16 protein-coding genes are annotated in these 21,493 nt (G+C 66.3%); 6 read left to right on the forward strand and 10 right to left on the reverse strand.

Going from position 1 to position 21,493, the window contains the following annotated elements:
- Nucleotides 1–8: 8 nt before the first annotated feature.
- Together XH79_RS25340 and XH79_RS25345 are read right to left on the reverse strand one after the other, a co-directional pair.
- Nucleotides 9–1,205 carry a DUF5666 domain-containing protein gene (locus XH79_RS25340; protein WP_212336898.1) on the reverse strand — a complete coding sequence of 399 codons (1,197 nt, stop codon included), beginning with the start codon at nt 1,203–1,205 and terminating at the stop codon, nt 9–11.
- On the reverse strand, nt 1,202–2,098 hold the full coding sequence (locus tag XH79_RS25345; protein ID WP_271583547.1) for a DUF6502 family protein: 897 nt from the start codon (nt 2,096–2,098) through the stop codon (nt 1,202–1,204). The genes XH79_RS25340 and XH79_RS25345 overlap by 4 nt, the downstream gene beginning before the upstream one ends.
- 126 nt (nt 2,099–2,224) lie before the next feature.
- Here XH79_RS25345 and XH79_RS25350 point away from each other — a divergent pair, with 126 nt between their 5' ends.
- From XH79_RS25350 to XH79_RS25370, 5 genes are read left to right on the forward strand one after another with little or no spacing between them, the layout of a single operon-like run.
- Complete coding sequence (locus tag XH79_RS25350; protein WP_271583353.1) at nt 2,225–2,386, forward strand: hypothetical protein; 162 nt, start codon at nt 2,225–2,227, stop codon at nt 2,384–2,386.
- An 8-nt stretch (nt 2,387–2,394) separates the two neighbouring features.
- Entirely contained in the window at nt 2,395–4,323 is a 1,929-nt protein-coding gene (locus tag XH79_RS25355) for a glycosyltransferase (RefSeq protein WP_212336902.1), read from the forward strand.
- A gap of 3 nt (nt 4,324–4,326) precedes the next feature.
- Nucleotides 4,327–5,067, forward strand: coding sequence for an ABC transporter ATP-binding protein (locus tag XH79_RS25360; RefSeq protein ID WP_271583354.1), 741 nt, complete (start codon nt 4,327–4,329; stop codon nt 5,065–5,067).
- Entirely contained in the window at nt 5,064–6,458 is a 1,395-nt protein-coding gene (locus XH79_RS25365; RefSeq protein ID WP_271583355.1) for a glycosyltransferase family 4 protein, read from the forward strand. The genes XH79_RS25360 and XH79_RS25365 overlap by 4 nt, the downstream gene beginning before the upstream one ends.
- Complete coding sequence (locus XH79_RS25370; protein WP_271583356.1) at nt 6,455–7,735, forward strand: O-antigen ligase family protein; 1,281 nt, start codon at nt 6,455–6,457, stop codon at nt 7,733–7,735. The genes XH79_RS25365 and XH79_RS25370 overlap by 4 nt, the downstream gene beginning before the upstream one ends.
- Here the strand turns inward: XH79_RS25370 and XH79_RS25375 are convergent, their stop codons facing one another.
- The 8 genes from XH79_RS25375 to XH79_RS25410 form a co-directional block, all read right to left on the reverse strand.
- Nucleotides 7,736–8,971 carry an ABC transporter substrate-binding protein gene (locus XH79_RS25375; RefSeq protein WP_212336910.1) on the reverse strand — a complete coding sequence of 412 codons (1,236 nt, stop codon included), beginning with the start codon at nt 8,969–8,971 and terminating at the stop codon, nt 7,736–7,738.
- A 106-nt stretch (nt 8,972–9,077) separates the two neighbouring features.
- Nucleotides 9,078–9,989 carry a DMT family transporter gene (locus XH79_RS25380; protein ID WP_271583357.1) on the reverse strand — a complete coding sequence of 304 codons (912 nt, stop codon included), beginning with the start codon at nt 9,987–9,989 and terminating at the stop codon, nt 9,078–9,080.
- Between the two features lie 98 nt (nt 9,990–10,087).
- Entirely contained in the window at nt 10,088–10,495 is a 408-nt protein-coding gene (locus tag XH79_RS25385) for a hypothetical protein (protein ID WP_271583358.1), read from the reverse strand.
- A gap of 7 nt (nt 10,496–10,502) precedes the next feature.
- A complete protein-coding gene (locus tag XH79_RS25390; RefSeq protein ID WP_271583359.1) occupies nt 10,503–11,378 on the reverse strand; it encodes a DMT family transporter in 876 nt (291 codons plus the stop codon).
- 13 nt (nt 11,379–11,391) lie between these two features.
- Nucleotides 11,392–12,273, reverse strand: coding sequence for an NAD(P)-dependent oxidoreductase (locus tag XH79_RS25395; protein WP_271583360.1), 882 nt, complete (start codon nt 12,271–12,273; stop codon nt 11,392–11,394).
- Between the two features lie 2 nt (nt 12,274–12,275).
- Nucleotides 12,276–13,407, reverse strand: a protein-coding gene (gene prfB / locus XH79_RS25400) for a peptide chain release factor 2 (protein ID WP_100234372.1) whose coding sequence is annotated in 2 segments (ribosomal slippage) — nt 12,276–13,337 and nt 13,339–13,407 — 1,131 coding nt in all. Because the reading frame shifts where the segments join, the coding sequence is not laid out codon by codon here.
- Nucleotides 13,408–13,568: 161 nt separating this feature from the next.
- Complete coding sequence (locus tag XH79_RS25405) at nt 13,569–16,079, reverse strand: penicillin-binding protein 1A (RefSeq protein ID WP_271583361.1); 2,511 nt, start codon at nt 16,077–16,079, stop codon at nt 13,569–13,571.
- A 270-nt stretch (nt 16,080–16,349) separates the two neighbouring features.
- On the reverse strand, nt 16,350–17,642 hold the full coding sequence (locus XH79_RS25410) for an N-acetylmuramoyl-L-alanine amidase (RefSeq protein WP_271583362.1): 1,293 nt from the start codon (nt 17,640–17,642) through the stop codon (nt 16,350–16,352).
- Nucleotides 17,643–18,344: 702 nt separating this feature from the next.
- Between XH79_RS25410 and XH79_RS25415 the strand changes: the two genes are divergently transcribed.
- The gene (locus XH79_RS25415; RefSeq protein WP_271583363.1) at nt 18,345–21,473 is read left to right on the forward strand and encodes an Rne/Rng family ribonuclease; all 3,129 of its coding nucleotides are present in this window, start codon (nt 18,345–18,347) and stop codon (nt 21,471–21,473) included.
- Nucleotides 21,474–21,493 lie beyond the last annotated feature (20 nt).

The raw sequence follows: 21,493 nt of genomic DNA on the forward strand, positions 1-21,493 counted from the left end.
CGGTACCTTTAGCGGCGGCCGCCCATTCCGCCGCCGGGACCTCCGAAGCCACCGCCACCCATTCCGCCGGGTCCCATCGGGTTGCCACCGGGCGCGCCAAAACCGCCGGGACCTGACGGACCACTCGGCCCTGATGGCGCAGAGCCGGGATTCGCACCGGGGGGCGATCCCGGCGCAGGCGCACCGGGGGCACCGGGCTGACCACCGGTCGGATTCGGCGTGCCGCTGTTCGGATGCAGGATCGAGCCACCGGGCGAGCGGTTGGGACTCCCAGTGCCACCGGGCGCCTGCCGCGGCGCGCCCGGGAATTGACTGACCGCCTGGGCCGAATCGAGCTGGAGGCCGCGCGAGCGATCGAACACGCCGTTGACCACCATGCGCGCTTCGCCCGCCGCCGGCCCGAAGCGCGAGCCGTCACGGGCGATCAGCCCCGAGCCAAGCTGGAGGTTGGCGCCCGACCGCTGCACATAAGCCTCGATCGACAGCCGGCTCGCTCCGACGAGATCCGAGAAATCGTCGATCCGCGTGCGCGCGGCCTGCATCGTGCCCTGGCTGGCGCTGCCCTCGATCTGGACGCGCTGGCCGACCAGCAGCGGATCGACGCCGTTCAGCTTGAGCCCGCCGATACGTAGACCATCGGGCCCACGCTCGACGAGGCCCGTGACGCGCGAGGCCGCATCGCGCCGGGGTTCGACGAGGCTAGCGACGATGACGCCGTCGGTGCGGCGCAGACCAAAGACCGCGACCTGCGCGCCCGCACGGAGCTTGCTCTCCTTGTCGCCCGTGACGACCTTCTGGCCGAGCACCGTCAGCTCGTTACCCTTCACCTGCTCGACCGGCCCTGCGACCTCGCTCGCGATCGCGATGTTGCGCGTGACCAGCGTGCCGTCGGCCTGGCGCGTCGCGACCACGCGCGCGAGCTGGCCGATGCGCAGCGCATTCGTGCTGGCCGGCTCGCCGTCGATGCGGACCGGGACGTCGCTGGCATAGGTCACGCGCTCGCCGTTGACGTAGATGCTGCCGAAGCGCTGGATCACGCCGACGATGCCGGTGCCGCCGATGCCGTGATCATCACCGCGGGTGATTCCAGTGCCGCCGATGCCCTGATCGGTGCCGCGCTTGACCTGCGCGCGGGCCATCGCCGTGCCGGCGAGCCAGAATCCCATCAGCAGCAGACGGCGGGAGATCAGCGGCGGCCGGCTCATGAACCGCCCTCTTTGCCGGCGTCCTTTGCACCGTCCTTGCCGCCTTCCTTCGTCTCGCCCTGCTCGTCGGCGTCCTCGCTGTAGATGTAGATGCCGAAATTCCAGCGGGCGTCACCGCCCTTGTCCTTGGCGAGCGCGCGGTTGGCCTCGCGGTTGGCGGTCTTCAGCGCGTCCATGGCGAGCTCGCGCGAACGCGCCTCGAGACGCCGCGCCAGCTTGGGCGAGATGTTGTTGTAGTGCACCGCGCGTTCGAGGAAGCGCGGCCCATCCGAGACGTTCTGCGCGGCGGCCGCGATGTGGTCGTGCAGATTGCGGCCGAGATAGTGCCACTTGCTGTCGTCCTCGCCGCTCGGGACGAACGCGGCCTCGACCAGCTCGATCTCGTCGGCTTCGTTGATCGTGACGAGCTTGCGGTCGATCCATTCGTCGAGCACCGCGCGTGGGCGCACGTCCTTGGTGACGGAGGCGACGAGCTGCTCGAATGACGGCGCATCGCCCTCGGCGTTGCGCGGCAGCGCCAGCGGCTCGCCCTTCGCGTCGGTGAACTCGGGCGCGGCGAGCCAGCGCGCGATCACGGCGCTGGTCAGCGACACCGCCGCCGGCGCCTCGTGCACGGGCGCGCCCGCGCCGCGCAGCCGCGCCACCTCCTTGCGGTGGATGCCGGTGAGCAGGCTGACGCGGCTGTCGGTCTGCTCCTTTCCTTCCAGCGCGAAATCGTGCTCGGCGACGTTGACGAAGAGCTCGCGAAGCAATTGCGCCAGCGCCGGAAAGGTCATGCCGCTGCGGATGCAGAGCCGCACCAGCGGGCGCAGCAGCCGCGCCAGCGGCGCGTGCAGCTTCGCGGCGGCATTCGGCTGCGGAGCCGCTGCTTTCGACCCGGACTTGGCATTCATGTCCGAATTGTAGCGATCCATGACGTGGGACACAATCCCACTTTTTCCTGATTGCGGATTGACGTGGTAAATTTTCCCACATATACCGGACGCCACTGAGGGCGCGACGTAGAGGGACTTAAACCGATGGCTGACCGCTTGGTCCGCATTTCCAGTTCACCGCGTGCTGTGCCGGTTCCCGATTGGGGGCACGGCGCAATCGAGCCGATGCTGCCTGCGCTGCTGCGCGGCGTGATCTTCATCTCGGTGCTGGCCGCACCGTTCGTCGCAGCGCTTCTCGCAGGCTGACCCCGACCATGCATCGCACCAGCGAACCCCCGCGCCGTCCGTCGGTGCTGCACATCTTCAAGATCTACTATCCCGACCTGTTCGGCGGCACGCTCACGGTGATCCGCGACATCTGCGCGAGCCTGAAGGAAGCCTTCGCCTCCGCCGTACTGGTCTGTTCGCAATCGGCCGAGCGGCGCGAGATCGTCGTCAACGACGTGCCGGTCGAGCGCGTGCGCTCGTTCGGCAACATATTGTCGCTGCCCGCCGCTCCGACCTATCCCTGGCGTCTCTGGCGCAAGATCGCCGAGCACGATCTGCTTGCGCTCCACGCCCCCTTCCCGCTGGCGGACCTCGTCTTCGCCTTCGGATTCGGCGCCAAGCGGCCGCTGGTCGTGCATTGGCACGCCGACATCGTCACCCATGCCGGCCTGCGCTGGTTCATCCAGCCGCTGATGCGGCGGACGTTGCGACGCGCCAAGGCGATCATCGTCTCGGACCACGTGCTGGTCGACAACACGCCGCTGCTGCGCGAATTCGAGGACAAATGCCACGTCGTGCCATTCGGCATCGACACCTCGGGCTATGACTGGCCGAAGATCGAGCCACACCACATCAACGACCGCGGCCGACTCGTGCTCGCCTGCGGGCGGCTCGTTCCCTACAAGGGCTTCGACGTGCTCATCCGCGCCGCGGCTGCGCACAATTTCGAGACCTGGATCATCGGCGAGGGAGTCGAGCGGCCGCGGCTCGAGCAGTTGATCGAGGAGCTCGGCCTCGGTGACCGCGTTCGCCTGATCGGCTCGGTCAGCGATTGCGAGCGCATCAAGCTGATGTGCCTCGCCGACGTCTTCGTGATGCCGTCAGTGACCAATGCCGAGACCTTCGGCCTCGTCCAGCTCGAGGCCATGGCTGCCGGCCGCCCGGTCGTGAATACGGCGCTCGACACGGCGGTGCCGCGCGTCGCCCGCCACGGCATCGAAGCGATCACCGTGCCGCCGGGCGATGCCGAGAAGCTGGGTGAGGCCATCGACACCCTGATCCGCGATCCCGAGCGGCGCCGCCACATGGGACTTGCGGCGCGCACGCGCGCCCTCTCCCGCTATTCGGCCACGGCCTTCAAGCAGGGCATGGAGACCGTCTACCGCAACGCCGTCGCCGCCTCCAGCGAGGAGCGATCGACGACTACCGAGCCGCCGCAGGCGACCGGCTGGCTGGACACGGTCCGAATCGCGGCGGCGCTGGCCTGGTCCGACATGCGGCACCGCTACGTGCGCTCGTTGCTCGGCCCGTTCTGGATGTCGCTCCAGATGGCGATCGTGGTCGTGGTGCTGGGCTCGGTGATCGGCCAGATGTCGAACACCAGCATGCTGGCGCGCCTGCCGATGCTGGCGCTGTCGATGACGGCCTGGACCTTCCTCAACGGCGTGGTGCTGGACGCGACCACGGCGCTGCAGAACTCCGCGAGCCTGATCCGCGACCGGGCGCTGCCGCCCGTCATCTTCCTGCTGCAATGCACGTTCCGTCAGGCGCTGTTCGCACTCCACAACGCCTGTGTTCCGCTGCTGCTGTGGCTCGCCTTCTCGCCCCACGACCTCTCTCACGCGCTGGCGGCGCTGCCCGGCCTGCTGCTGTTCGTGGCCTGCACCTTCGCCCTGAGCCTCGTTCTCGGCGCCATGGCGACGCGCTATCGCGACCTCAAGCCGATCATCGAATCCACGCTGATGCTCGCCTTTCTCGCCTCGCCGGTGATCTGGTCGTCCGACATGATCAACCACCGCTCGACCGTGATGCGGCTCAATCCGCTGACGCATCTGTTCGCGGTGTGGCGCGAGCCGCTGGCGGGCGGCGCTGTCGATCCCGTCAGCATCGTCTACGTCCTCGTCGCGCTGGCGCTCCTGGTCTTTGCGAGCGCGCTGACGCTGGTCCACCTGCGCAAAGCCGCATTCTGGATCTGACGCATGGTCTCGGTCAGTCTTCGCAACGTCTGTCTCGACTATCCGCTCTACGGTGCCTACGACTTCTCGCTGAAGCGGCGGCTGCTCGGGCACCTCGTCCGCGAGCCGGGCGAGATGCGGATGATCCGGGCCGTCGACGATGTCACGATCGAGGCCGAAGCGGGCGCCCGCATCGGGCTCGCCGGCCCCAATGGCTCCGGCAAGTCGACTCTGCTGCGGCTGATCGCCGGCGTCTATCCGGCGAGCAGCGGCAGCATCGCGCTGCAGGGCAACGTCGTGCCCCTGCTCGGCCTCAACGCCGGCGTCAACCTCGATTTCGTGGCGGAGGACAACATCGCGCTGCTGCTGCGGATCAGCGGCCGCAAGCCGACCCGCGCGGTGATCGACGAGATCTGGGCCTTCACCGAGCTCGAGCCCCGCATGCAGCGGCTGCCCCTAAGGATGTTCTCCTCGGGAATGCTGATGCGGGTGCTGTTTGCGACCGCGACCGCCTTTCCGGCCGACATCCTGCTGCTCGACGAATGGCTCAGCGTCGTCGACGAGCACTTTGCGGAGAAGGCGCAGGAGCGGCTGCTGAACATGGTGTCGCAGGCGGCGATCGTGATCATCGCCTCGCACGATCAGCCGCTGCTGCGCCGCACCTGCACCAGCATCATCAACCTCGATCACGGCCGCGTCGCCTCGACCGTCAGTGTCGAGCCGCCGGCAACGCACACCTTTGAGCTCCGCGAGAAACGCGCATGAAACAGAACATCCTCGTCGTCTCCGAGTCGCTCGGACAACCCAACCACAAGCGCGGCATCTTCCATTTCACCCGCGAGCTGGTCCGTTCGCTCGCCTCGGAGGGGCACGAGCTCACGCTGCTGGTGGAGACCTCGAAGCGCTATCGCAAGCTGTGCCGGCGCGAGCGGCGCACGAAGCTGTTCGCGGCGCAGGCACGCAACATCGAGCTGCTGGCTCTCTACCGCTTCCTTGACGAGATCAACGTGAGCGGGCCGGTGACGCTCAGCGGCACGCGCCGCAAGTTCGACTGGCTCCGCCACAGGGTCGGCATGTTGCTGTCGCGGGACAACATCCTCTGCCTCCTGCGCGCGATCGGCCTGCGTGGCCTGAATGCGCGACTGATCGAGAACCGGCCCGCCGCGCTCGAATACATTCCGCCTGATCTGAGCCATCTCGAGCTGTTCGGCGAGTTTCAGCTCGAGCCCGGATTCTTCAACTACCAGGACTCCTCGGCCTTCTTCCTGCTGCCACCGCCGCGGATCGACGCGCGCGACTACGACGTGATCGTCGTCGATACGCCGACCCGCGTGGCGATCAAGCGCAGGCCGGATGCCAAGGTGATCTGCGTCGTCCACGACCTGTTGCCGCTCACCGATCTCAAGCTCAGCGACATCGCCACGCGGCAGTTCCTGGCGCGAATCCGCACCAGCCTGCGCCAGGCCGACGAGCTCGCCTTCGTTTCAAACTACAGCATGATGCGGTTCAGGGAACTGTTGCCGCAATTTGCGCACCTACCGGCGCGGGTCGTGTATCCCCGCACCCGGTTCGACGCCCCGGATGTCCTGCACCTTCCAGCCCCGTCGGGGCGTCCGGGGCGGCCGAGCTTCGTCGTCATCGTCTCGAACGAGCCGCGCAAGAACATCGCCGCCGTCATCCGCGCCTTCCGTGGCGTGCCCCAGGCCGAACTCGTCGTGATCGGCTATGCCGGCGAGATCAGCCGGATGCGCAACCTCCCGCAAAACGTCCGCTTCGCCGGCTATGTCGACGAGCACGAGAAGGCCGCCTTGATCGCGGAGGCGCACGGCCTGATCATGCCGAGCCTTGCCGAAGGTTTCGGCGTGCCGATCATCGAGGCGCTGGCCGCGAACACGCCGGTGCTGTGCTCGGACATCGCAGTCTTCCGCGAGGTCGCGGGCGAGCTTGCCGACTATTTCGACCCGTACTCGACGGATTCGATCGCAGCCTCCGTCACCCGCGTGCTGACGCGGCAGGAGGAGTGGCGCGGCAAAATCCGGGCGCGGCGCCACGAGCTCGCCGACCGTTTCGGCTACGAGACCCAGGCCCGCGATTTCCTCGGCCGCCAGCTGCCCGCGGAAAGGCTCGTCGCCGCGCCAGTCGCATCGTACGGATGACGGCCGAATCCGCGATGTGGTCCGGTCCTGCCGACCAGCAGGGCGGCCGGAAGGGATGGCAGAGCTGGCGCAACCCGGCCGCGCTGCTCCGGGCGGCAGATGTGCTCGTCATCCTGATCGCGGCGTCGCTGCCATGGTCGACAACGGCGCCTTCGATCTTCGTCGGACTCTGGCTGCTCGCGGTGACGCCGACCATCGCCTGGCGCGACTATGCGCGCGAGCTCACGCGCCCGGCGTTTGCCCTGCCCTTCGCGCTCCTGCTGCTCGCACTTCTCGGCACGCTGTGGTCGGAGGGGGCCTGGGCGGACCGGCTGCATGCGATCAAGCCAGTCGCAAAGCTCGTGCTGATTCCGCCGCTGCTCTATCATTTCAGCCGGTCGGAGCGCGGCTTGCACGTCTGCATCGCCTTTCTCGCCTCCTGCGCGCTGCTTGCCGCGTTCTCCTGGATCGTGCTGCTCAACCCGGGCTGGAAGATCACGGCCACGGCGTCATCAGGCGTTCCCGTCAAGAACTACATCGACCAGAGCCAGGAGTTCACGCTGTGCGCCTTTGCGCTTGCGCTGCCGGTACTGACCTTCTGGCGCGGCGGACGCGCGGTCGCGGCGACCCTCTGCCTGGCACTGATCCTGCTGTTCGTCACCAACATGGTGTTCGTCGCCTCTGCGCGCACCGCCCTGCTCTGCATCGCGGTGCTGCTGGCCCTGTTCGCCTGGAAACATCTAAGCCACCGGGCGGCGCTGGTCCTGCTCGCAGGCGCAGTCGCCGCGAGTGCGCTGGCCTGGACGACGTCGCCCTATCTACGTCAGCGCATCACCGACGTCGCGATCGAATACCACCACGGCCACGAGGACATCAGCCGCGCCTCCACCGCGCAGCGGCTGACCTATTGGCGCAAGGCGCTTCATGCCTTCGCCGAAGCGCCCCTGATCGGCCACGGCACTGGCTCGATCAAGCGCCAGTTCGAGCGCGCCGCCACGAGCGAAAGCAGCCTCACCGCGGAAATCGTCAGCAATCCGCACAACCAGACACTCAACGTCGCGATGCAATGGGGCCTGTTGGGCGTCGTCCTCCTCTACACCATGTGGATCGCCCATCTTTGCCTGTTCCTCGGCGAAGGCCTTGCCGCCTGGATCGGCCTCGCCGCTGTCGTGCAGAACATCGCGAGCTCGCTGCTCAACTCGCATTTGTTCGATTTCCACGAGGGCTGGATGTATGTGCTCGGCGTCGGCGTTGCCGGCGGCATGGTCCTGAAGGCGAAGGCTAGCAGCCCGGCGTAGCTACTGGCTGCGCTCGTGGCCGACCTCGCCGGTGATGACGTCGCCGAACAATTCCCAGGCCTGCCCGTTGAAGCGCATCAGCTGCATCTGCTCGATCGGGAAGTAATCGTCGGGCGAGGTGTTGACCATGATGCCCGGCAGCATCAGGTCGGTGTGGAAGTTCTTCAGGTTGGCGGCCTGCTTCATGACGTTCTCGCGGGTGAGATTGTCGCCGCATTGCTTCAGGACCTGGGCCATCGCCTCGGCCTGCACATAGCCATAGATGTTGTTGGCGTTGGCCTTGTCGCCGTCGGGGTAATACTTGTCCATGAACGCGCGCCATTTGATCACGGCGGGATCCTTGTCCCAGGTCGGATCGGTCGGGTCCTTCAGATAGACCGTCGAGATGATGTCCTTGGCGTATTCGAGCCCGGCGGGCTTGAGCACCGAGGCGACCGAGGTTGCGGTGTTGGCGAGAAAGAATTTCGGCTTCCAGCCGAGCTCGCCGACTTTCCGGATCGCCTGCGCCGAGCCCTTCGGCGCGGCCCAGGAGAAGAAGATGTCGGCGCCGGAATCGTGCAGGGCGACGATCTGCGAGTCGATCGAGGGATCGCTGACCTCGTAGGATTTGTCGGCGATGATCATGCTCGCCTTGTCGCCGAGCCCGTCCTTCAGGCCCTTGAACTGGTCCTTGCCGGCATCGTCGTTCTGCCAGAACACCGCGATCTTGCCGTTCGGAAAATTGTCGCGGATGTATTTTGCGTAGATCCGCCCTTCGCTCTGGTAGTTGGGCTGGAAACCCATGGTCCACGGGAAACTCCTGGGGTCGCCGAACTTGGTGCCGCCGGAGGCGACGAAGAGCTGCGGCACCTTCTTCGCGTTCATGTACTTCATGATCGCGGAGTTCGAGGGCGTGCCGAGCGACTGGAAGATCAGGAGGACATCGTCGCTCTCGACCAGCTTGCGCGCCTGCTCGATCGCCTTCGGCGGCGAATAGGCGTCGTCATAGCTGATGAAATTGATCTTGCGGCCGTTGATGCCGCCCTGGTCGTTGATCATCTTGAAGAAGGCGGCCTCGGTCTTGCCGATCACGCCATAGGACGACGCCGGCCCGCTATAGGGCATGATGTTGCCAATCTTGATTTCGGTGTCGGAAGCGCCGGGGTCGTATCCCTTCTGCGCCGAGGCCGGTGTCGCGGCGAGCGCTCCGGCAACAAGCATGGCGAGGGCAGCGAGATTCTTGCAACGACCCGGCATCGTTCTCTCCCCTATTTTGTAGTCTTGTTTTGCAGAGAGTGTCGCAAGGAGGATAGCGGCTGGCAAGCGCCACGATTTTCCGCGCGGTGAAACGTTGGTACGGAACTTACGCGACGCGACGCAGCAAGCCGAGCACGCGCCCGTCAATCACCAGCAACGCGCTGCCGATGACGATCGCCCCCGCAATCTCGCGCGCGGAGATCGGCTCGCCCAGCACCAGCCAGCCCAGCAGGATGGCGGTGACGGGAATGAGCAGCGTCACCAGCATGACGTTGGTTGCGCCCGAGCGCCGGATGATCTGAAAGAACACGATGTAGGCCAGCGCCGTTGAAAGCGCGGCGAGGCCGAGCACCGCGAGCCAGGTCGCGACGCCCGGCATCGGCAGATGCCACGGCTGCTCCATCGCACCGGCGACGATGGCCATCATGACCGTCGATGCCATCAGTTGGAATGTTGCGGTGCCAAGCGGCGGAGAGTCCTTCAACAGCCGCCGCGCGGCCAGTGCCGCAAAACCGTAGCTGAGGGCCCCGCCCAGGCAAAGCAGGATGCCGAGCCCCTGCCCCGGCCGCGTCTCGATGCCCCATCCACGCAGGATGACAACGCCGACGACGCCCAGAACCACGCCGGCGACTCGCCGCATCTGCAGCGCCTCCTCGCCAGCCGCGGCCATGACGAGCACCGTGAACAGCGGCGTGGTGGCATTCAGGATCGAGGCGAGCCCGCTCGGGATGAAGGTCTGGCCGATCACGATCAGCGAGAACGGGATGACGTTGTTGAGCAGACCGATTGCGACGAACGCCTTCCAGCCGGCCGTCCCCCTGGGAAGGCCGATGCCCTGCATGCGGAGCAGCGGCAGCAGAATGGCCGCACCGAGCGCGACGCGCAAAAGCACCAGCGTCAGCGGCGGCAATTCCCGCAAGGCCGCGCCATTGAAGAAGAACGAGCCGCCCCAGAGGACGGAGAGCAGCGCGAGCAGCGACCAGTCTCGCGCGTCGATCCGGTTATCTTTCGCAGGCATGGCGTCTCACTTCGGTCGGTGAGGCCGCCGCCTACAATGGAGACACGACAATAGCCACCCGATTTCCGATCAGATGGCGGTTCTCACGCGTAAAACGCCTATCCCCAATTGAAGCTTCTACTCAAAGGCTCGAATATCTCGCGCGGACCGATATCTACGCCCCAGTATCCTATCAGGCGACGAAGCGCTCCATCTCCATCGGCTTGAAATGCGGTGCGCCCATCCCGGATGATCTGCCCCCAGTTTGCGCAGTCCCCGCCCCAACACTCGGTCCGGAGAAGCAAGAAACGAGCGGACGAGATCCGACTGGAGAGCCGTTCCGTTGCCAACACGATACCTTCCGGGATGTCTTCGTCAGATGGCACATAACGATCTTCGCCAAAGCGGCCCGCAATCGCCAAGATGGGCTTTTGCAGCTCGATCAATTTGAGGTCTGGCCAAACCCCGGATATCTGGCGCGGCAGATCACTTATCGGATCGGCGAATAAACCAAAAAATGTGAACATCGCGCGTTCATTCCTCCTCGCGCTTTCGGGTGTCCCCGACGACATCGGCAACGACCGCGCCCATCACCAAAGCTCCGCCAATGAGCGCATGGACGGCAGGCACGTCGCGGAAGGCGACCCAGATCCAGAACGGCATCAGAGGCGTTTCCAGCGTCGCGATCAGGGAGGCTTGCCCCGACGGCAGCAGACGTGAGCCGAGCATGTAGAAGGTCAGGCCGAGCGCGACTTGAAGGCAGCCGAACATCGCGAGGATCGCGAGATTGTTGCCGCCGACATGGACGATGTCGTGCGCGAACGGAAGACTGACGAGGCTTCCCAGGAAGTTCGAGAGTGCAGCTGCCGCCACCATCGACGTCTCCCTGTGGCGCCGAACGACGACCGTCATGGCCGAAATGGCGAGCACCATCAGACAGCCGAGCGCGACGCCGCCGATATCGGCTCCCGCCGCGATGCCGCCGACCGTGATGGCCACGCCGGCGAAGGCGACGAGACTCGCGACCAGCGTCCGCCATGTCGCGGCTTCACCGAGCCACAGCCATGCAAGCGCCGCAGCGACAAACGGTTGCGTGGCGATCAGCACGGCGACGTTCATCACCTTGGTCATCTGAAGCGCGGGGATGAAGGAGACCATGCCGATCGTCGACAACGAGGCGACGAGCAGGCCGCTGCGCCCCGGCTCCACCAATTGCCGGAGCGCACCGCGCCCCTGCATCAGGACGAGAAACACCGTGATGAGACTGCCGCCAAACAGGCCGCGCCAGAACAGGATGGTCCAGGGATCGAACGGCAGCAGCCGCGTAAAGAACGGCGCCGTGCTCCAGGCAACCGCGGCGGCGACGACGAGGGCAATGCCGAGACCGCGTTCCGAACGTGGCTGCCCCATGTGGATGTACCGGCTAGGATGGCTTCTTCGGCCGCGACACCAGCTCGATCATCCTGCCTTCATCGTCATCCGGCATCGCCGCTTTCGCCTGCGCGTAGGCCTCGACCGCGGCGCGCGCGACCAGGGGCTTGCCGGCCAGGAGACTCTCGGCGAGCTTGACGGCATAGGCCGCATCCTTGTGGCGCAGCGCTGCCGTGAAGGTCGCGCCGGAAAAATCGCGGGCGACCATGCGCTTGGAATGACGCTGCACCTGCGGGCTGGCGGCCACGCCCGCCTGGATCGACTCCAGCACCAGATTCATGTCGAGCCCGGCCTGCTCGGCGATGGCAAGGCCTTCAGCGAGGCCGGCGATCTGGATCGCGCCCATCAGATTGTTGATGAGCTTGTAGACCGTGCCGGACCCGACCGCGCCGAAATGGCGGATGGTCGAGCCGATCGGCTCGAGGAACGGGCGCGCGCGTTCGAGATCGGCGGCGTCGGCGCCAACGAGCAGCGTCAGTTTTCCGGCGGCCGCCGCATCCGGCAATCCCGTCACGGGGCAGTCGACATAGATCAGCCCGCGCCCATTGAGCTCGCGGCCCATCTCGCGGGCGTGGTCATAGGAGACGGTGGAGCATTCGATCGCGATGGTACCGGCCTTGGCCGTCTTGGCCGCGCCCTCCGGCCCGAGCCAGACCGTGCGCGAGGCCTCGTCGTCGGCAACCATGGTCACGACCGCATCGGCGTCGATCGCGGCATCCTCGGGCGAGGTCGCCCACTGCGCGCCGCGCGCGATCAAATCTTCCGCCTTGGCCTTGCTGCGATTCCACAGCGTCACCGTGAAGCCGGCATCGAGATAGCGGCCGGCCATACCATGGCCCATCCGTCCAAGCCCGATGAAGGCGACGCGGGGCATGGCTAGTCCACGTCCTCGACGTCGCCCGCGGTGGTGCCGAAGGCGCGCTGCGCCAGCGTCGCGGCCATGAACTCGTCGAGATCGCCGCCGAGCACGCCCGAGGTGTCGGAGGTCTGCACGCCGGTGCGTAAGTCCTTCACCATCTGGTAGGGCTGCAGCACGTAGGAGCGGATCTGGTGACCCCAGCCGATATCGGTCTTGGCGGCCTGGTCGGCGGCGGCCTTCTCCTCGCGCTTCTTCAGCTCGATTTCATAAAGCCGCGCGCGCAGCATGTCCCAGGCCTGCGCCCGGTTCTTGTGCTGGGAGCGGCCGGCCTGGCAGACCACGGCGACGCCGGTCGGGATGTGCGTCAGGCGCACCGCGGATTCGGTCTTGTTGACGTGCTGGCCGCCGGCGCCGCCCGAACGCATGGTGTCGGTGCGGACGTCGGATTCCTTGATGTCGATCTTGATGCTGTCGTCGATGACGGGGAAGACCTGCACGCTCGAGAACGAGGTGTGCCGCCGCGCGTTGGAATCGAACGGCGAGATGCGCACGAGGCGGTGCACGCCTGCTTCCGTCTTCAGCCAGCCATAGGCGTTGTGCCCGGAGACCTGGATGGTCGCCGACTTGATGCCGGCTTCTTCGCCTTCGGACTCTTCGAGGTACTCGACCTTGAAGCCATGCGTCTCGGCCCAGCGCGTGTACATGCGCAGGAGCATCTGCGCCCAGTCCTGGCTCTCGGTGCCGCCGGCGCCGGCATGGACCTCGAGATAGGAATCGAAGCGATCGGCCTCGCCCGACAGCAGCGCCTCGAGCTCGCGCCGGGCGACTTCCTTCTTCAGATTCTTCAGCGCAGCTTCGGCTTCGGCAACGACGCCGTCATCGCCCTCGGCCTCGCCGAGCTCGATCATGCCGATGTCGTCTTCGAGCTCCTGCTCGACCTTGCCGATGCCGGACAGCGAATCCTCGAGCGAGGTGCGCTCCTGCATCAGCTTCTGGGCCTTCTGGGGATCGTTCCAGAGGTTGGGATCTTCTGCGAGCTTGTTCAGCTCAGCGAGGCGTGCCGTCGATTTCTCGACGTCAAAGATGCCTCCTCAGCAGCCCGACTGACTGCTTGATCTCTTCTACCAACCGTTCGATTTCGGCGCGCATGTCGTTCTCTGGTCTGGCCCATGATCCGGGAAAGCGTGCAGCGGTTTCCCAAAAAGATCCTGCACAAAAACTAAAGCGCGATAACTCATCGCGCGTTGGGGGATGTAACGGCGGCGGCGCCAAAGCGCAACCGCCCCCTCGCCCGTATCAGGCGTTATCCGCTACCACAGCCCGCCGGTGCCCGGCCGAATGAGGAAGCCGGAATCCGGCTGCTGCTGCTGCGAGGCCGGCATGCCACCGCGCGCGTCAGCGTCGGCCACGCCGATGACCGAATAATTATCCGGCGGCGCCGTGCCCGGCTTGAAGGCTTCGAGGATGGTTCCGCCGGTCTCGCCGGGGCCGGCACGCATGCCGGTCTTGGCAACGACGCGAACCAGCTTGATGCCGGCCGGCACCTTGAACGGAACGGCGGGCTTGTCGGCGAGCGCGAGCTTGAGGAAATCGCGCGCGATGGGCGCGGCCAGATGGCCGCCGGTCGCGGCGTTACCCTTACCGAGCGCGCGCGGCTTGTCGTAGCCCATGTAGATGGCGACGGCGACGTCGGGCGAGAAGCCGACGAACCAGGCGTCCTTGGCCTCGTTGGTGGTGCCGGTCTTGCCGGCGATCGGCTTGCCGACCTCCTTGACCACGGTCGCGGTACCGGCCTGGACCACGCCTTCCATCAGCTCGGTGATCTGATAGGCAGTCATGGAGTCGAGCACCTGCTCGCGACGGTCGATCAGTTGCGGTTCGGGCTGGTTCTTCCACCCACCCGGCGCGTCGCAGCCGCGGCATTCGCGCTGGTCGTGCTTGAAGATGGTGTGGCCGTAGCGGTCCTGGATTCGGTCGATCAGGGTCGGCTTCACGCGGCGGCCGCCATTGGCGAGCATCGAATAGGCGGTCACCATGCGCATCGCCGTCGTCTCGCCGGCGCCGAGCGCGTAGGACAGATAGTTCGGCAACTCGTCATAGACGCCGAAGCGGCGGGCATATTCGCCGATCAGGGGCATGCCAATGTCCTGCGCGAGGCGCACGGTGACGGTGTTGAGCGACTGCCGCAGCGCGTTGCGCAGCGTCACCGGTCCCTGGAACTTGCCCGAGGAGAAGTTTTCCGGCCGCCACACGCCGGCGCCCTGGCCCTGGTCGATTTCGATGGGCGCATCGAGCACGACGGTCGAAGGCGTGTAGCCGTTGTCGAGCGCGGCCGAATAGACGATCGGCTTGAACGACGAGCCCGGCTGCCGGTAGGCCTGCGTGGCGCGGTTGAACTGGCTCTGGTCGAACGAGAAGCCGCCGACCATCGCGAGCACGCGGCCGGTCCAGGGATCCATCACCACCATCGCGCCGGAGACTTCGGGGATCTGGCGCAGCCGGTACTGGCCTTCGACCGGCTGTCCTTCCTTGGTGTAGAGCGGATCGGCATAGATCACATCGCCGGGTGCCAGCACCTGCGCCACGGAGGTCGGCGTCCTGCCCTTGGCATTGCCTTGCGCCGCCCTCGCCCAGCGCACGCCGTCGAGGGTGACGAGGCCGGTCTCGCGCTGCTTGCTGACAGCGCCGCCGAGCTCGCGGCTCGGCTGGAAGCCGATGCGCGCCGACTGGTCGCTGGTCTCCAGCACCACCGCCATGCGCCACGGCGAGATGTCGGACAGCGACTTGATCTCGGCGAGCCTCACGCCCCAATCGCCGGAGATATCGAGCTTGCTCATGGGCCCGCGATAGCCCTGCTGCTCGTCGTAGTTCACGAGGCCCGAGACCATGGTCTTGCGCGCCATGACCTGGATCTTCGGATCGAGCGTGGTGCGGACGGAGAGACCGCCCTCGTACAGCTTCTTCTCGCCGTAGCGTTCGAAGATGTCGCGGCGGACTTCCTCGGCAAAATATTCGCCGGCGAAGGTGTGGGCGCCGCCCGAACGGTTGGTCACGGCCAGCGGCTCCTTGCGCGACTTGTCGGCGTCGGCCTGCTTGATCCAGCCGTTCTCGAGCAGACGGTCGATGACGTAGTTGCGACGCTCGATGGCGCGGTCGCGGTTACGGACCGGATGCAGCGTCGCCGGCATCTTCGGCAGCGCTGCCAGATAGGACGCTTCCGCCACCGTCAGCTCGTTCACCGACTTGTCGAAATAGACCAGCGAGGCGGCCGCAATGCCGTAGGCGCCGAGGCCGAGATAGATCTCGTTCAGGTACAGCTCGAGGATCTTGTCCTTCGAATAGGTCTTCTCAATGCGCATCGCCAGCAAGGCTTCCTTGATCTTGCGGGAGAAGGAGACCTCGTTGGTCAGCAGGAAGTTCTTGGCGACCTGCTGGGTGATCGTGGAAGCGCCCTGCGGACGGCGGTTGGATCCGAAGTTCTGGAGGTAGAGCACGCCGGCGCGCGCCATGCCGGTGTAGTCGATGCCGCCGTGCTCGTAGAAATTCTTGTCCTCGGCCGCGAGGAAGGCGTTGATCACAAGCTTCGGCACAGCCTGGATCGGCAGGTACAGCCGCCGCTCCTTGGCGTATTCGCCGAGCAGCGAGCCGTCGACCGCGTGCACGCGCGTCATCACCGGCGGCTCGTAATCCTGAAGCTGAGAGTAATCCGGCAAGTCCTTGGAGAAATGCCAGATCAGGCCTGCCACGGCTCCGACACCGACAAGGAACACCACTGTTCCCGCGGCGAACAGGAAGCCCATGAACCGCACCAGCAAGCGCATTATGTGTTTATCCGTTCAAACTCTGGATCAGCCCAGTATCAGCCCCATAGGACCCAAAAACTGGCACCCCAAACTGGCGCCAACCTCACGTCGCGAATTCAACGGCCTACGCAATCACATCAAGACTGGGCCTAAAGACGCTTGCCGAGCGGGATTCTCTCCGATTCCGGAACCCCCTGCGGCATTTTTATAAAGCGTCCGCTGTGGCCAAACTAGGGCCTTTGCGGCGGGACCGAAAAACCCTTCCTCAATTTGACAATCCCGGGGTCGTCAGTTCGACGATCGGGCGGTCGCCAGCCGTTTGGCCAGGAACCCGTCGATCGCCTGCGCCATCGAGCCCACGGCCTTGGACCGCCAGCCCTCGGAGACCAGGTGCTCGAGGTCGCCCTTGTTGGAGACATAGCCGATCTCGACCAGCACCGAGGGCACGTCGGGCGCCTTCAGCACCCGGAAACCGGCCGATTTCAGGGGATGCTTGTGCATCCGTACCGTCGACTTCATTTCGCCCATCAGCAAATGGGCAAAACGGTTTGAAAACGTGCGGGTTTCCCGCTGCGTCAGGTCGATCAGGATGTCCGCGACATCGGTCGGCTCCTCCGCGAGGTTGAAGCCGGCGATCGCGTCGGCGCGGTTTTCCGCGTCGGCCAGACGCTGGGCCTCGGCGTCCGAGGCCTTGTCGGACAGCGTATAGATGGTGGCGCCCTGCGCATCGCCCTCCGCCCGCGGCAGCGCATCGGCATGGATCGAGACGAACAGCGCGGCCTTGAGGTTGCGGGCGACTTTGACCCGGTCATTGAGGGGGATGAAGGTGTCGTCATCCCTTGTCAGCACCACACGGTACTTGCCGGCCTTGTCCAGCCGGTCGCGCAGCGCCAGGGCAAAGGCCAGCACCAGGTTCTTCTCGCTCTCGCCGCTCGACTGCGTGCCATTGTCGATGCCGCCATGGCCGGGGTCGATCACGACGACCGGCCTCCCGTCGGCCTTCTGCTGCGACGTTTCCGGAGCCGCCGCGGGAACGGTTGCAGGCGGCGCCTCGGCGATCGCAGGCCGCAGTTCGGGGCGGTTTTCCGGGGCGAGCGCCTGCACGAAGGCGGCGCGGTCGACCTCCTCCAGCTCGAGCACGAGCCGGGCGGGCTGGCCGTTGGCCGCCTCGACCACATAGGAATTGGCGATTTTGGCCGGCCCGGTCAGATCGAACACGATTCGCGAACCGCCGGGCATGACGAGCCCGTAGCGGAAGGCCTTGACCAGGCCCCGTCCCGCCGCCCCGGTCCCCGCGGGAAGCTGAAAATTGACCTGCGGCACGTCCACCACCACCCGGTACGGGTCGGCGAGCGTCACGGCGCGGAACGTCACGGTCTGGTCGATGTCGAGGATGAAGCGGGTCTGCTTACCATCACCAGCCAGCCGGGCTCCCGAGGCGATTGGAAAATTTGCCGCCGCAACAGCGGGCTGCGGCCGGCTCTCCGCCGCGCTCAGGCGCGAGGAATCGGCGCATGGAAATGCTGCAGCGCACAACAGCACGCATCCCAGCAAGACCCTTTGTTTTGCGCGGCTCGCCACCGATCCCGTGCCTCCGAGCAGCTTTTTTAACGCAATAGAACCACAGGGTTAATCGATCCTTAATGGCAAAAACACGAAACTCCCTGACTGTGACCGCCGTGCGACGCTCCCTTGCACCGATGGTCCATTCCTCGTATGTACGGAATGCTGACGGCCGATATTTCCGGTTGTGTCGCATTCAGCCTCCCGGTGCAGCGCCGGAGCTCCCAAGGTTTGGGAATTCCAGCGTTTTCCGTTCTCCTCTAAGACCAGCGCGGTGCGCGGCAGCGAGGCGGAGCGGGTCAAGCCCCGGCGGCGGACGGTTCCCGGTTACCACGTTTCCGGGACGGTTCTGACAGCGACGTGACCCATTACCCGGTCCCTTGATCCCAAGGGGACGGTTCGTGATCCCCCAGGGCGAGCGCGCTCGCGCCATGCCTGGCCAGCAGCAACTGATTGAGGGGCGGCCCCGCCGCCCAGTGTTTCATACGGGCCGACGCTTGATGCGCCAGACTGTGCCGACGAACTCTGAAGGACCATTCGCGACGCTGCGGAGTGACAATCCCGCGCGCCGCTGTGGTCCTGAGGCTTCCGGTTCGGCAAGGCGCGAGAGACGGTGTTTCGGCCTTCCCCTCACCCCCGAATCAGGTGGACCGTCGCGTCACCCGGCAGCGCAGATCGCGCCCACGGTGAGTCGCGCCCGCCGCCGCCAAGAGTTAAGACATGCCCAACAAGATGTTGATCGATGCCACCCACCCGGAAGAGACCCGGGTCGTCGTGGTCCGCGGCAATCGCGTCGAAGAGTTTGATTTCGAGACCGCGCAACGCAAGCAACTGCGCGGAAACATCTACCTCGCCAAGGTCACAAGGGTCGAACCCTCGCTCCAGGCCGCCTTCGTCGAATATGGCGGCAACCGCCACGGCTTCCTCGCCTTCAGCGAAATCCATCCCGACTACTACCAGATCCCCGTCGCCGACCGGCAGGCGCTGATCGAGGCCGAGGAGCAGGCCCATCGCGAGGCCGAGGAAGAGAGCGAGAACCGCTCCCATGGCCGCCGCCGTTCGCGCCACCGCAATGCCCGCCGCCGCGGTCATGGCGAGCGCGTGCGCAGCGAGATCGTCGAGGGCCTCGACGCCGGCGCCGATCCCGCCGCCCAGCCGCTCGAGGGCGCGTCCCTGCCGGAGTACACGGAAGGCGCTGCGCTCGAGGGCGAGCATCTGCACGCCGAGGCGGAGCAGCACGGCGAGCACGATCACGACGACCACGGGCACGACGACCATCACCACGCCCATGACGATGATCACCCTCACGATCATGACGACCATGGTCATGACGGCGAACACGATCATCACGACCGCGATCATGCCGATGAGACGCCCGCGCCCGTCGCCGCGGTTGGCGCAGAACCTGTCGTGGCGAGCGAGCCCGTTGCCGAGCCGCAGGAGGCCCAAACCTTCGAAGATCACGCCGTCGAGGCTCACGCCTCCGAAGCACATGCCTTCGAAGCACATGCCGAGGCCCTCGCCGAAGCCGTGACGTCGGCCACGGAGCCGGCAGATGCCGTCTACGCCGCCGGCGAGAACACTGAAGCGCCGCATGCCGAAGCCGCGGAAGCAGCCGGCGAAGACGACGACGAGGACGAAGAAGACGGCGAGGAAGCCGAAGAGGAAGTCGTCGAATCCGTCGGCGGCGACGACGTGCTGGAGGAAGTGCCGGAGCGCACCTTCCGCCCGCGCCGCCAGTACAAGATCCAGGAAGTCATCAAGCGCCGCCAGGTCATGCTGGTGCAGGTCGTCAAGGAAGAGCGCGGCAACAAGGGCGCAGCGCTCACGACCTACCTCTCGCTCGCCGGCCGTTACGCCGTGCTGATGCCCAACACCGCGCGTGGCGGCGGCATCAGCCGCAAGATCACCAGCGCGCAGGACCGCTCGCGCCTGAAGGAAGTGGTGCAGGATCTCGACGTGCCCGAGGGCATGGGCATCATCCTGCGCACCGCAGGCGCCTCCCGCACCAAGCCCGAGATCAAGCGCGACTTCGAGTACCTGATCCGGATGTGGGAGACGGTGCGCGACCTGACGCTGAAGTCGCAGGCCCCGACCCTCGTCTACGAGGAAGGCTCGCTGATCAAGCGCTCGCTGCGCGACCTCTACAACAAGGAGATCGACGAGATCCAGGTTGCCGGCGAAGGCGGCTATCGCGAAGCGCGCGACTTCATGAAGATGCTGATGCCCGCCAATGTCAGCGCGGTGAAGCAGTATCGCGACGGCCAGCCGCTGTTCTCGCGCATGGGCGTCGAGAGCCAGCTCGACGCGATGTTCTCGCCGACCGTGCAGCTTCGCTCCGGCGGCTATGTCGTGATCAACCAGACCGAGGCGCTGGTCTCGATCGACGTCAACTCGGGACGCTCGACCCGCGAGCACCATATCGAGGACACTGCGCTCAAGACCAATTTGGAGGCGGCCGAAGAGGTCGCCCGCCAGCTCCGCCTGCGCGACCTCGCCGGCCTGATCGTCATCGACTTCATCGACATGGACGAGAAGCGCAACAACCGTGCGGTCGAGCGCAAGCTGTCCGACTGCCTCAGGCAGGATCGCGCGCGCATCCAGGTCGGCCGCATCTCGCATTTCGGCCTCTTGGAGATGTCGCGCCAGCGCATCCGCGCCAGCGTGCTCGAGAGCTCGACCGATCCCTGCCCGCATTGCGGCGGCACCGGCCATGTCCGTTCGGTGTCTTCGGTGGCGCTGCAGCTCTTGCGCGGCCTCGAAGAGATCCTGATGAAGGGCGCGACCCACAATCTCGTGGTCCGCACCCGCACCGACGTCGCGCTCTATGTGCTGAACCACAAGCGCGGCCATCTGCGCGACCTCGAAAACGGCTTCAAGGTCACGCTGGCGGTCATCGCGGACCCCAGCGTCAGCGGCCCGCAGGCCTACCTCATCGACCGCGGCGAGCAGGTGCACACGCTGGAAGCCGCCAAGGCGCTGCTCGCGGCGCAGGCCGCTGCGAGCCCACCGCCCCAGGCTGAAGAAGCCTATGACGACGAGGAGTTCGATCCGGAGCTGGAATCCGAGATCGAGTCCGAGGAGACCGAAGGTCTCAGCGAGGAGCAGGCTGCCGGCGAGGCAGCCGCCGAGCAGGACGGCCAGCGCCGCAAGCGCCGCCGACGCCGGCGCGGCCGCGGTGGCCAGCGCGACGGCGAGTTGCGTGAGGATTCGGCACCGACCCTGCCCGAGCCGGCGATGATCGCGAGCGAAGGCGAGGAAGAGGCCGAGGCCGAGCAGGATGGCGAGGAAGGCGACGAACAGGCAGCCCGTGGCGAGCAGCAGGGCGGCGGCGAGCGCCGGCGCCGGCGTGGTCGCCGTGGTGGACGTCGCCGTCGCGGCGGTAACGAGGAAGGTCTCGCCGGCTCCATCGGCGACGAGCTCGCGGCGGGTGTGCCGCCGGAAGCGAGCGATGCGGTCGCCGATTTCGACGGCAATGACGGCGAGGCTGCGCCCTCGATCGCAGAGGCCGAACTCGCCGCCGGGCCAGAAGTCGCTCAATACGTGACCCAGCCCGAGCCCCGCGCCGAGGTGCAGGCTGAGGCACCGGCGCAGCCTGAGCCGGCTGTCGCTGCAGCGGACGAAGAGCCCGCCGACGACAAGTCCGCGCGGCGCCGCTCCACGGTCCGCGAAAAGGTGAGCTTCCTGCTCAGCAATCCGAGTGAGTCGGCAACGCCGGTCGCGGAGGCGCCCCAACCGGTCACCCCGCCCGCGCCGGCAGCTGAGCCCGCGCCGGAAGTCGCCAGCGAGACGCCGGCCGCTCCGCGCCGCGCCGGCTGGTGGTCCCGCCGTTTCGGCGGCGGCGAGTAAGCTCGACACTCAATAAAAAA

Source organism: Bradyrhizobium sp. CCBAU 45389 (genome assembly GCF_028128625.1).
Classification (GTDB): Bacteria; Pseudomonadota; Alphaproteobacteria; order Rhizobiales; family Xanthobacteraceae; genus Bradyrhizobium; species Bradyrhizobium liaoningense_B.